The sequence below is a fragment of the Idiomarina sp. MD25a genome (genome assembly GCF_001870515.1).
In the GTDB taxonomy this organism is placed as follows: Bacteria; Pseudomonadota; Gammaproteobacteria; order Enterobacterales; family Alteromonadaceae; genus Idiomarina.
This window is the reverse complement of record NZ_MDGT01000002.1, coordinates 208,744-221,176: the sequence shown is the minus strand read 5'-3', so window position 1 is coordinate 221,176 and position 12,433 is coordinate 208,744. Positions and strand designations below refer to the sequence as shown.

The following is a 12,433-nucleotide window of genomic DNA, read 5'->3' as shown; positions in this document are numbered from 1 at the left end:
GCCATGAACGTTGCGATACGTTTTGCTGATCAGGTTGCTGAGGATCGTCAGCCATACGGGGATAAACTTAGCTTTTATTACTCCGAGGAACTGATTGAGTTTGAGCGCGTTGCCGCTAAAAGCCCTGACCGTAAAATCAAAATCAAGGTATTGCCGGATTGCTCGGTAAAAGTCGTCGCACCGGTTGATAGCTCTGATGACGACGTATTGCGTGCCGCCAAAAAACGTGGGCGCTGGATTTACCAGCAACTACGAGAGTTTCGTAAACAACTAACGCACATTACCCCCCGCCGTTATGTCAGCGGTGAAAGCCATTATTACCTGGGCAAGCAATACGTACTCAAAGTTCTGATAAAACCCGACCAGGCATCAGGCGTTAAGCTGCTTCGCGGCCAACTCGAAGTCAACGTGCGTGAGTACACGACTGAGCGTGTTAAGACAGCATTAGAAGGCTGGTATAAGGTAAAAGCCAAAGACGTCTTCCACAAGCGCTTAGACGCCGTTTTAGAGCAAGCATTGTGGGTTGATAAACGCCCTCCTCTGCGAATACTCACCATGCAAACGCAATGGGGCAGCTGCTCGCCTAACGGACGCATTACTCTAAACCCTTTGTTGGTTAAAGCACCACGGGAATGCATCGACTACGTCATACTACACGAGCTTTGCCATATCGCTGAACATAACCACAGCGAACGCTTTTATCGGCTAATGGGACAGGTTATGCCGAATTGGGAACATGTTAAGGCTCGGCTGGATCAGATGGCTGGGAAGATTTTTAATGGGTGAAAACTCAAACATTTTTGGTTGAATATAGGGATAAATATCAAATTTTTTTGAGGTTTACTATATGGCAAAAAAGAAAATCTGGGCATATGCTAAAGATAAAAATACAGAAGAATATTTAATAGGTGTGGATCATCCTCTTCGATTATTTTTTGTGTGGGAGGCAAGAAAAATCCAAGAAAACGATCCTGCAGCTTTTGAGAAACTTCAATTTTTTAGTACGCATAGAGTTGAACAAGAGCGGAAGAAAATGCATCTGCATAAAAACGGCTTCTTCCGCTACAATCCTAATCAAGTATCTAGGGAGCCCGAAGATGGAGATTCAGACTCTATATCACATATGCTAGCAATCGCCGCGATAGCACAGCTTAATGAAATAAATTTGGTTTGTGGCACTGAAAGTTTCTCAATTAAGCCTACTTCAGTTGATACAGAGCGTCGTATTCAGCTTATATCGGAAGGCAGATATAGGTATTACATACCAGATATAGTTTTTACGTTTGATGAGGACTCTCATTGGGCAAAAAGGTGGGGGAAAAAGCTAGCTGTGGAAGTTAAACATTCACATGCTTGCGAAGATATCAAGATAAAAGACTTTGAGTCACACGGGATTCCAATAATCGAAGTGGGTATAAAAAGCATATCAATTGAGAAAAAACTAAATATAAAATCTCCTGATATGCAACAAATGGAAAAGTACTTTAAGTACCTTAAGCATATATTTTCAGAAAAAGTATATGGTAAAATTTTATCTAATCCCGTATCAGTAAATTTTCACACTGAAAAAATAAAAGAAAAAACTAATGAATTAGACTTTGCTAATAGAAAGCTTAAGAAGTTAATATGTAGCTATAATAAGCTCAAGAATGAAAGCCAGACTGAAATAGAAAACAAAAATTCAAAGCTAGATAGAAATCAAGGAGATTTAAACGATCTACGTCAAGATTTGAGCGATAAGAAAAAAACCTTATTAAAATTAGCGTCAGAATTGGATGTTGAGCGTTCAAAAAGCTGGTTTGATAAGCTACTTGGAAAATAGTTTTAAATTCAATCTAGATTAAATAAAGTTACTGAGAGAGCATGAAAAAAGCTACTAAATTTATAGTAGCTATTCAACCAGTAGGTCTCCTGGATTTTACTAGACAGCCAGTATATTTTCAAAGTTAACCTTCATTGCTCCTCTTGATTTTCTTGAAAAACATCAATAATACTTTTAATCCATTCGAATATTGGTCGAAAGGCTTCACAACTTTCCAATCTAGCATTCGCTTGAAAGTATTCAGAGAACTCCGTTTTGCTTTGTTCATCAATTTTCTGGACCAAATAACGACTATCATTTTCGAGATATTGACCTAATTCATTTGATAAGTTGATAGTTGTTTTTAAGTTTGCATTTTTCGCAGTAGTCATTTGGTCGCAAAAGCCAATTGCATTCGCATCAACTGCTTGAGCCATAAACTCTTTCGATACTAAAGACTCTATAGTTACAGGTAAATCTAACTCATTACCTTCAACCTTGAGTATACCTTCCGCATCTTCAATCCAACTGGGTCTAGGCAGAAAGCCCAAGTAGATTCCTCTATCACGATTTATAACTCTTACCCTAGTGCCATCAAAAAGCTTATAAGCTCCTTGCTTTTTGGGTAGAAACTGACTTCTTCCTTCATAGTCATCGTCTAACAAGCCCATAATTGGGAAAGGATACTTTCTACCGAGATCAGCTAAGCCAAGCACGAATGATACTACTTTGTTTGCATTTCCAGCTGAAATAAACTCACAAATAGGATCCTGCTCAGGATATAGAAGCCTTGACGCATGTTTTAGAATAGTAACGTCTGTTGGACCTTCCACTATTACCTGTGGCATTTCAGCATCCTGCAAACGATCCTTTAGTTCATTTGCGGATTCGTGTAATTTCTCAATTTTTTCATGTAAATCTTTAGCTCTATCAGAAATTAGAGCAGCAATGCCAACTGATCTATCAAAGTCAGTTACCGAATCTAATGGCTTCGCGACAGTTGCTTTACCCTCGAAACCATGGCCGTCACAGCTTCGCACCAACCATTTTTTAACATTATCTTGATTCAGAGAATAAAAAGCTGGAGAATGGGAGGTAAGAAAGATTTGATTATTATTAGCGAAGTCCGACTGGAATTGATTTGCTAGGTCAAATGCCCTGCCCAATTCCAAAGAATTTTCTGGCTCCTCGTACCCCCAAATATGATTCTTTTTAGATTGAGATGCAACAAAGCTAAGAATAAATGGGATATGCCGAGCCTGAATTCCATCGCCTCGTTTTTTTAAAGGAACATCATGATGAGAAAATTTAGTTGTAAAATCTAATGCCGTAAACAGGTGTCTTAAGTCTCTAGGCATTCCTATTGAGCTTTCAAAGCCCAATCGTGCCTCTATATCTTGAGCCATTTCACTAGTACTCTCATTGATCCGCTTTACTAAGCCAGCTGAAGCAGCTGATATACCGGCTTTCTCGTCATCAATTAGAGCATCGTGAAGCAAAGTAAGATAATGCGCGAAGATATCTCTTCCCCGGACAGCGGGAACATAATGAAATGCTATTTTTGAAAGAAAACGCCCGAGAGTCGTGTTCGGAATATTTTTATTTCCAACAGTAGTTGTTTCTGGCTGGTCTGAGTATCTAGTCCATGTGCGCTTAACTACAAAAGTCTCCGGAAGCGATGTCCAGTTTTCATAATTGTTGAACGTAACTTTAATCCAAATTGTCATCTTTCCCTTTGCAGCTCTTGCTTCCTCTGAGCGCGATCGAGAAAGATCTTCTATAAATTCTATTGGCGAAGTTAACTCAGTTTCATTATTAAAAAAAAGATTAAGCGCCTTGAGAATATTCGATTTCCCTGCATCGTTCTGACCAATCAGAATATTTACATCTTCACACTTAGTCAAAGATAAGGAATAAACTGAACGAAAGTAGCTTACTTCAACTTTTTCAATGATTTTCATCTTCTAATCAACTCCCTGTGACTTTATTTTTAATCTATTATTCACCTTTTTACAAAGAAATTAGCATTTGTTAAATCCCAAAGCAGGATCAGAATAGTTTACTCTCTGGTTAAACGAGCATGCTAGAGTTTCAACGCTAAGTAAAGGGGGCACTAACTGCTTGTTACTTTGACGCTGCATTTTGAAACGAAGAAATGGTCGAAACACAAAGATATTCATATCCAAGAAGTCAGGGGAAATGTTGGATACTTAGATGAAACGTAGAGCGGGAGCCGGCCCGTCAAAAATGAATTGTTACAAAAAAGGCTGCAAAAGCTAATTAAGCACGGAGGAGCTACTAAGCAGTCTCAGTAGTTCCTCCTTTATCCCATACAATCTCATATGCCCGCCCGGAAGGCTTTATCAAGATAATCCCCCCACCACTACTGCATCAGTTCTCGGCGACGCTCCAAATACTGAGCCCTGTTGTAAGCACTTCGTATCTGGTTAGGGTCAGTATGCGCCAACGCAGATTCAATCAGATCAGGATCCTTCCCTTCTTCATTTAGAATAGTACTCGCCAAAGCTCTTAAACCGTGGCTAACGAGCTTATCTTTGTAACCCATACGTCGTATCGCCATATTCGCAGTTTGACTGTTTACATGCGTGTTAGGGTTCTTCATTGAAATGAAAATATGCTCTCTGTTACCGCTAATCTCTTTCATTTTATCAAGCACTTTTATGGCTTGCGTCGGTAGAGGAACAATGTGCTGACGTCGCTTTTTCATTCTTTCAGCCGGTATAATCCAATGAACCTCACCGTTATCTAACCTTTCAATTTCACCCCATCTGGCGCCAGCAGCTTCAGATGGCCGAACCATCGTAAGTAACTGCCATTTAATTAAATGCCTAGTAACCTTACTGACGCTAGTGTTTTGGAGTTTATCCAAGAATACCGGTAGTTCATCCTTTCCTATTGTTGGTAAATGCTGCTTTTTGGGCGACTGAAAAGCTGCTTTCACTCCAGCTAGGGGGTTAGCCTGGATAACACCAGTATTCGTGGCGAAGACCATGATTTCATTAACACGTTGAATAACACGCTTCACAGTTTCCAAGCGCCCCGACTTTTCTATCGGTTTAAGTAACTGAATAAACATAGGCGCGGTAATTTCATTTATCGGCTTTTTGCCTAAGTCTGGGAATACATGAAGCTCTAATGATCGCCAAATGTCATCCGCATAATCATCCGTGACTTTGGTTTTCTTAGTTTCAAACCAATCTTCAGCAACTTTACGTAAAGTCGACTCTTGCTCAGTTCGCTGAGTTCGAATACTTTCATCTCTAGAAAGCTTAGGGTCTATGCCTTCAGCAACTTTTGCCCGAGCCTCTTCCGCTAAGCTTCTGGCCTTCTTTAGGCTAACCTCAGGGTACATCCCCAACCCCATATTCATACGTTTCTTTGTGACTGGATTCAGGTAATTAAAATTCCATAACTTTGAACCACTGGAAGCTCTAACGCGCAACTGAAGCCCCCCACCATCAGAGAGAACGGAATCTTTTTTCTCTGGTTTAGTGTTTTTTATTCGAGTGTCGGTAAGCGGCGTCACAGCTCGTGGCATATCAATATCACCAATCGTTGTATTCCTGGATTGTATGCCAATCGCTCAGGAATACAACCAGGAATACAAAAACGTTAGGCTGCCCTGGAATATCGTGGTATTAACTGAGAATATAAAGCAGCTTGAAGGGCTCTATAAATGGGGCTTAAGGCAAAAAAAAGGGCGCTACTGGAGCGCCCTGATTTAATAATGTGGTGGAGCTGGCGGGAGTTGAAGGCATAAATACTTTTTTCATTTCAACTAGTTATCTGTTTCATTGTTTTTAAGTTTTTCAGCCAATTTTTGAGGAAGTGAATCCAACATAGCTTGCTGCTCATCATCTAGAGGTTGAAAAATATTATCACTCACGAAGACCTTATCAGATAATGGAGGGACTGGACATACTTTTAGAGCTTCAGAGTCTATTAAATTAGTAGCCTCAGGAATAAAATAGTCGAGTGCAGCTTGGCTAATGGTCAATAACTCATCGGTCAGTATTAAACAGTTATCAGTAGCTAACATATAATTTTGAAACAACTGAATATCATTCATAGACTTATGTTCGAAAACTACTTTATCAGGCGCACCTTCCATGGGTTTCTTGGGTGTTTTCTCATGTAGAGAGTTATGCAATTTCCATAGCTCCGTCCAACCATCGAGACAAGTAATGTGAAAGGAAAGGAATGTAATCGATTTTGCTTTAGTTTCTAAAGGTATGGAATTAATATTTTCTGCGTCCTCTTTACTGATTAGCTTTGAAGTAAAGCTTAGTTTAGAGAATAGACTAAATATCATATCAGAATTGAATTCTGGAATATGAGCTATGAAAGGGACATGAATAGCACGATTAAACTTCTTATATGCTTGGTCTTCGTCTTGAAGTAAAAGTTTATAATTAACCCTAACCCCATCGACCCTGTGAATTAGTGTAATCAGAAAGTTTTGAAACTCATTCAAAGCCTGAGCTTTTTGAATTTCTGAGTCAATGTAGTGCGAATAGCGTTGGATATCACTATTAAATACTGCGACGGAAGCAACAATAAATGAACCTGATATAGCTAAAAGACTAGGTTCGAAAATTGATGCGAGCAAAAAAAATAACGATATAATGAAAAATCCCTTAGTGAGAATACTTGAATATTTTAATTGCTCTTTAAGACTTCCCAGTTGATTCTTCAGCGCGTGATATCCATCTGCCATAAATTTTCCTTATCATTCCCCAATCTTTATGCCCAAGTTGATGAGCTACCCACATCGGATTAGCGCCGTTTGATAGCATTGTAGACGCATATGTATGTCTACACGTATAAGGTTTTGAATATCTAACATTAGCTTTCATCAGAGCTTTAGTCCAGAACCTTTCCCGAGGAATACCATCATACTTCCACCTCCCTAAGGTTCTAGGATCAAGGAAAACAAACTCAGAGTCATTTTCGTAAGCTTTAATTCGTTTAATCACATACTCGGCTTGCTCTGAAAGTTCATGCGTCCTGTTACTACCAGCCGTCTTTGTTCCCGCTTTCCGTCCTTTTACTATTGATTCTCGAATGAAAATGACCTGTCGCTCCAAATCAACGTTTTCCCAACGTAAGCCCATTTGCTCACCCGTTCGAAGCCCTGTCCAAAAAGCGAATTCATAGAAATCTCGTGCATAACCTTCAGGCAAAGCAGCTAATATTTTCTCGCGTTCTTCAGGTGAAAACGGCTGAACTTCCTTTGTTTGGTGTTTTAAGCGTTTTACCCGCTTCATGGGGTTTTGGTCAATAATATCGTCGTAAACCAAAAAGTCGAACCCCTGACTCAACAGCGAGTGAACCTCATTGACAGTCTTCGCGCTAATCGTTGCTGTTCGTTGCCACTCTCTAAATGTCGAGGGCGTGAAGTCATCTACAATGATTTTTCCAAAATTTGGGATAACGTGGTTATCCATCCGACCTCGATTCGCTTTCTCAGTGCTAAACGCCCAATGTCTGTAACTTTGTTCATACCAACGAGTCATCATTTGCTCAATGCTCATGTGAGCCGCTTTATTGTCACTTAACTGAAAAGCCTGCTTCGACTCTGGAAACTCTTTTACGTAGTCGAACTCGCCGAATTGAATCATGATTTTGACCCGCTCCAACTTTTGATGGATGCGCTTTAAATTGTCCAATGTCGGCTTAACACGTAACGTTTCACGGCAACGCTGATGGCGATACATAAATTCCATACGTACTGCATTTTTGCCAGCGTAAATACCTTTATATTGAGTCTTTTCCATAACGAATTTTAACCGTTAGTTTCTATCCAACGTTCGTAAGCTTCAAGGTTAATAAAGTAGCGACCATTCACCTTTTTATATTCTCGTGACAACATCCAGCGCCCTTTTTGAATCAGCGCATAAACAGCTTTTTGAGTAAATCCAGTTAGCTCACAGAAATGACCGAGTAATACCCATCGTGGTTGATTCATGATTGAGTCTCCTCTTCATCCAGCTCAGCCTTCCGCTCAACTTTGTGACGACCCATAACGATATCCCAATATTTACCAATCACCTTAGATGCTCTGTAACCCACATTTCGTGTACTGAGCTCTGTTTCCTCTGGACAGATTTCCTCATAAGACAAGCCGATAGCTTTTTCATATTTCTTCATCGTATTAGAGCTATGAACCATTCTAAGTACACGCCAGCCATACCGCTGACCAATAACGATAGCTCCAATAGCTGTTTCGATTGTGCTCACATGCCCTTTAAATTCAGCTATTGAATTATGTAAGCGAGCGTTTTGTTCATCCGTCAGAAAGTCGAACATAATAGTTAACCTTAAATTTGATTTAACTTGAAATTAACTATATAACCTCAAATTAAATCACTGTCAAACATGAGATTAAACTTTTCTACTCTGGAATGTGCTCTTCTACGTATGAACCACCTAGCTCTCGACGTGTAAATTGACGTAAACCATCGTGAAACTTGACGACAACTTCAATTTCGTCGTTCATCGCCAATACACCTACTATTAATCCAATGTCCTCAAACTTAGGTTGTTCGATACCTGCACGATGGATCGCCATGTGTATCAGTGAGGTTGCTTCTTCTAAGTCAAATTCTAGTTTTTGAGTATCGTTTAAAACTGGTTTTTGCTTCATTTTGATGTTCCGTACAGTTATTTACACAAGTCCAAGGTGACCACCGTTTCCTCTGCATGCCGCCCTGGCGGGCGGCGATGCATCGGACTGCGGTGGTGATGCAATAATTGTCCAGAGCTTAGTGCGCGTCTTTCTCACTTTTCCCGCATAAGCTAAGCCCTTAACCACCTTGCTTTTGGGCTCTCCGTAGCGGTTTACGTTTTCTGACTGTCCAGCTTCAATGATTTCACCTGTTGAGCGATTAAAGGACTCTGACTGCTCATAGTAAGGTTTAATCGTTTGCGTTCTGCTTGAAACACTAACGCCGCCCACCGCTTCACAATAAGTTGCCCAGTTGGATGCATCAGCCGCTAACCTTGCGGGTTCTATAAGAGGATCGAGAGTTTCATCGCGAAGTCTTCTAAGCTCTCGGTAAACAGTGACACTTGCGCCACCAAATTGCTGGAATTGTCTTATGCTATGAGCACTTGCCCAAGCTCGGGCGCAGTCGGTGGCATGTCTGCTCACACGCCTGCATCCCTCGCCCTCTGAATCTAAGCCAATCATATTTTTAGCGAGATACTTAGCTAGGTAGGATGCAGATGAACCTTTAGCGCGATCGATATCGATAAAATCAACTCTGCGCTCTAGTGCGCCGCGCTCGTTCGGTGACTCTTGCAGAGCGTAATGTTTAATGATCCGTTTTACTTGCTTTAGCTCAGGCTCTTCACAATGAACGATTAAATGCCAATGCGGCGTTCCGTCGTGGTGCGGTTCAACAACCCGCATGCCGTATATATTTACGTTGTCTCGTTTAAGTTTTGCCCTAACTCGTCGCCAAACCGTATTGAGGTGCCTTTGACACTCCCTTACCGTTTGACCATCATATTTTTGGTTCAAGCTCCCAGAGCGCGAGTGAGTTGCGTGCATATAGGCTGGACAGGTTAACGTTACCATCATCGACGCATGACCATAACGCTCCGCTAGTTCATCAAACCCTTTAACCCTTGTAATCCATTCGTAGAACAGGATCTGTTTGTTGGTCGTGTTGTGCTCAGAAATTTCTTTTAGCGAAACGCGCTCGCCGTCTAAACTCTGAATAAAGTGCCGCTCTAAAAATTCGTTGGATTTTTGTTCAGACTCTCTGAAACGACCGTATGTAAGATCGCCGCAATACTTCGCTCTTCGATTAGAGACTAAGCCAATGCACCGTTCCAATTCAGATAGTAGCTCTTTACTACGTTTTCTGATTTGGCTTTTCCAGAAACGTTTATCACGCACTCTCGTTTTAATTTCGTTCTCGTTGTAGTGGGATAAATCGAAACCATATCGTTTTGATTTCGTATACGAAGTTGAAACGGTGAGGTAGCGAAATTGAGTGGTTAGCGTTTCGGCAAGTGATTCATGTTGGCGTTCATCGAGTAAGTCGAAATCAAGAAGCAACGAAGCTTGTTTAATTGAGCGAAGAAAATTTTCTGCCGCTATGGCATCGAAGTAATCGAAACTACGTAAGATGCGATTCAAAAAATGAGTTGAGTATGGTGTTGCGAGTTGACCAAAATGCTCACCAAAGTTGTCACCCCGTTGGCAAAAGTTGGCATCAGGTTGGCAAAATGGAGCGTATTTGAGAGCAGTCGAGCGTAATTTACGAACAGAACGTGTGACGCTGGAAAGCTTGCCACGCTTGGGATAGGGAGAAGCGGCGCGCGATGCGCCGCTATATAATGTGGTGGAGCTGGCGGGAGTTGAACCCGCGTCCGCAATACCTACATCCTCGGTCCTACATGCTTATTCAGTCTTTTTATTAACCAGCATGACGCCGACTGACAGGCTTCAACTACTGGCGAGTCCGATTAAGTTTAACGCTTCAGCTCCGGACAAAGCATCCACGCGAGTCTACCTTAGGTCGAGCCATCCTGATCCAGTCTCGTAGACAAAGCGCTGGGGGACGGGCTTAGCGGGTTATTAAGCCGCTAGAGCGTAGTTGTCGTCGTTTGCAACTATAACGTTGAGGCTTTTTACGAGGCCAGCCTCACCTCGGCATGCACCTTGGGTTTCGTGTATCCCGTCGAATCCAGATCAGCCCCAAAGCAAAGTACATTGTACCTGATTCGCGCGTGTTGCGCTATCTCTTAGACAGCGCAACCGCCGAAATATTAAGCACTTAACAAATTTATTTTACTGTGCCGCGTTATGCGGCCATAAACAACACTTTTTCAACCAGCTTTTTGATACCTTCATCGGCATCGAGCAGGCATTCTGCCAACATGTATGCCGGTGTGGTGACCACGCGGTGAGCGTCATCAACGACGATATCACGCACGCTGCAGTCCACATGTTCGCCACCCATCTGGTTATATGCGTTGGCGGTATCGGCATCGGTGCCAATGGTACCTTTTACGCCTTTACCGTAAACGTGTGGCAGCAATACCGGTGCAATGCACATGTAGCCTGCGGGTTTCTTAGCGTCTTTAAAGGCTTTACCCACCGCAAGTACTTCGGCGTTAACGGTTGAGTCGGCGCCTTTCTCGGCAAAGTTACATAGGTTTTTCGCAACGCCAAACCCACCTGGCAGAATCAATGCGTCAAAGTTCGCCGCGTCGAGTTCTGAAAGTGGCTTAATGTCGCCGCGCGCAATGCGAGCAGACTCGGTCAATACGTTGCGTTGCTCGCCACTGGCTTCACCTTTTAGGTGGTCGACAACATGCATTTGTTGCACATCGGGTGCAAATATTGAATATTTAGCGCCCTGCTTCTCTAAGTGCAACAATGTCAGTACGGCTTCGTTGACTTCGGCGCCATCAAAGACACCGCAACCTGATAAGATAACCGCTACGTGTTTCATCATTTCTCCTTACTTGACGTGCTTATCGTGCTCGTCGCGCCATTTCCATTCGTTTTCGAGTGTTGCAATGGGTTGCAACATGGCAAAGTCGAGATCCTCGATGGTTTCCCCTTTCTTTAACCGATGCGGTAAGTCGGGGTTGGCGAGCGCTTTTTTACCAATAGCGAGCAAACCGTTTTCATAATGCGCTGCAATGTGTTCGTAATTGCTTTCATCAATACCACCGTTGACGATAACCGGAATGTCGCTAAAGTCTTGCACGACTTCTGCAAGCGTACTGTTACTGCCGTCTTTAAACGGTTTACGGTCAACGCTGGTGTCTGTGGTATGTATATAGTCGACGCCGGCTTCTTTCAAGCCCTTCACGATACGGATCATACCGTCTTCGCCTTCTGGCCACTGGTAATCGGGATCGGTCACAGTAATTTGACCCACACGAATGCCCACGATGAAGTCGTCATCGACCGCTGATTTTGCGGCTTTAACGACCATCTCGACGAACTTCAGGCGTTTTGCCATGCCACCGCCCCATTGATCCTCGCGCTGGTTAAAGTGGTCGCTTAAAAACTCGTTGAGTAGATAGCCATTAGCGGCATGCAACTCAATACCATCGAAACCGGCTTCTTTGGCACGGTTAACGGCACCGATGATACCTTGCATGGCAGCATCAAATTCGGTTTCACCCATCGCTTTAGGCTCTTTCCAGCCATCACTTTCACCGTAAAGACTGAGCGGTTCGCCTTTCGGCTTCACTGCGCTCGGCGCGATAGGTTCATCGGTGTATTCATTGTGCTGCATTTGCGCACCCGCGTGCATCAATTGAGCAATAAACACGCAGTCGTGTTTGTGAACGCGTTCGACAATCTCTTTCCATGCGTCGGTTTGAGGTGCATCGGTCAGTCCAGGTTGGTTTTCATAGCCCTGACTGGCTTGCTGGTCGGTGTAGATACCTTCGGTGATGACCACGCCCCAGCCGCCTTTGGCAAAGCGCTCATAATAGTCGCCCATCAGCTCGGTGGGCTTACCTTTTTTATCCGCACTGGTGCGGGTCATAGGTGCGACAACAAAACGATTTTCGAGTTTGTGTCCTTTCAGTTCAAAATCATCAAATGCAGAGCTCATTAGACCTTCCTTATACCAG

General features: G+C 42.7%; 12 protein-coding genes and 1 other RNA gene. 2 read left to right on the top strand and 11 right to left on the bottom strand.

Features of this window, described 5'->3' with window-relative positions:
- Positions 1–3 precede the first annotated feature (3 nt).
- Together BFR57_RS02350 and BFR57_RS02345 are read left to right on the top strand one after the other, a co-directional pair.
- Positions 4–786, top strand: a complete 783-nt coding sequence (locus BFR57_RS02350; protein ID WP_071462447.1) for a M48 family metallopeptidase — start codon at positions 4–6, stop codon at positions 784–786.
- 61 nt (positions 787–847) lie between these two features.
- On the top strand, positions 848–1,822 hold the full coding sequence (locus BFR57_RS02345) for a hypothetical protein (protein WP_071462446.1): 975 nt from the start codon (positions 848–850) through the stop codon (positions 1,820–1,822).
- Positions 1,823–1,953: 131 nt separating this feature from the next.
- Here BFR57_RS02345 and BFR57_RS02340 read toward each other — a convergent pair whose 3' ends face one another.
- The 11 genes from BFR57_RS02340 to BFR57_RS02295 all read right to left on the bottom strand — a co-directional run bounded on the left by BFR57_RS02340 (position 1,954) and on the right by BFR57_RS02295 (position 12,414).
- The gene (locus BFR57_RS02340; RefSeq protein WP_071462445.1) at positions 1,954–3,762 is read right to left on the bottom strand and encodes an AAA family ATPase; all 1,809 of its coding nucleotides are present in this window, start codon (positions 3,760–3,762) and stop codon (positions 1,954–1,956) included.
- Positions 3,763–4,184: 422 nt separating this feature from the next.
- Positions 4,185–5,360, bottom strand: a complete 1,176-nt coding sequence (locus BFR57_RS02335) for an integrase arm-type DNA-binding domain-containing protein (protein WP_071462444.1) — start codon at positions 5,358–5,360, stop codon at positions 4,185–4,187.
- 240 nt (positions 5,361–5,600) lie between these two features.
- Positions 5,601–6,539 (bottom strand): hypothetical protein, encoded by a 939-nt coding sequence (locus tag BFR57_RS02330; RefSeq protein WP_071462443.1) that lies wholly within the window; start codon positions 6,537–6,539, stop codon positions 5,601–5,603.
- The gene (locus BFR57_RS02325) at positions 6,493–7,599 is read right to left on the bottom strand and encodes a tyrosine-type recombinase/integrase (RefSeq protein WP_071462442.1); all 1,107 of its coding nucleotides are present in this window, start codon (positions 7,597–7,599) and stop codon (positions 6,493–6,495) included. The genes BFR57_RS02330 and BFR57_RS02325 overlap by 47 nt, the downstream gene beginning before the upstream one ends.
- Before the next feature lie 8 nt (positions 7,600–7,607).
- Positions 7,608–7,790 carry a hypothetical protein gene (locus BFR57_RS02320; protein ID WP_071462441.1) on the bottom strand — a complete coding sequence of 61 codons (183 nt, stop codon included), beginning with the start codon at positions 7,788–7,790 and terminating at the stop codon, positions 7,608–7,610.
- Positions 7,787–8,131 (bottom strand): hypothetical protein, encoded by a 345-nt coding sequence (locus BFR57_RS02315; protein WP_071462440.1) that lies wholly within the window; start codon positions 8,129–8,131, stop codon positions 7,787–7,789. Before BFR57_RS02315 ends, BFR57_RS02320 begins: the two co-directional genes overlap by 4 nt.
- An 85-nt stretch (positions 8,132–8,216) precedes the next feature.
- The gene (locus BFR57_RS02310) at positions 8,217–8,468 is read right to left on the bottom strand and encodes a hypothetical protein (protein WP_071462439.1); all 252 of its coding nucleotides are present in this window, start codon (positions 8,466–8,468) and stop codon (positions 8,217–8,219) included.
- Between the two features lie 21 nt (positions 8,469–8,489).
- Positions 8,490–9,971: a replication endonuclease gene (locus tag BFR57_RS12680; RefSeq protein WP_083405028.1), complete on the bottom strand. Its 1,482-nt coding sequence runs from the start codon at positions 9,969–9,971 to the stop codon at positions 8,490–8,492.
- Between the two features lie 203 nt (positions 9,972–10,174).
- Positions 10,175–10,534, bottom strand: a transfer-messenger RNA (tmRNA) gene (ssrA, locus tag BFR57_RS02305).
- Positions 10,535–10,638: 104 nt separating this feature from the next.
- Positions 10,639–11,292 (bottom strand): isoprenoid biosynthesis glyoxalase ElbB, encoded by a 654-nt coding sequence (gene elbB / locus BFR57_RS02300; RefSeq protein WP_071462438.1) that lies wholly within the window; start codon positions 11,290–11,292, stop codon positions 10,639–10,641.
- 9 nt (positions 11,293–11,301) lie between these two features.
- Positions 11,302–12,414, bottom strand: coding sequence for an NADH:flavin oxidoreductase (locus BFR57_RS02295; RefSeq protein WP_071462437.1), 1,113 nt, complete (start codon positions 12,412–12,414; stop codon positions 11,302–11,304).
- Positions 12,415–12,433 lie beyond the last annotated feature (19 nt).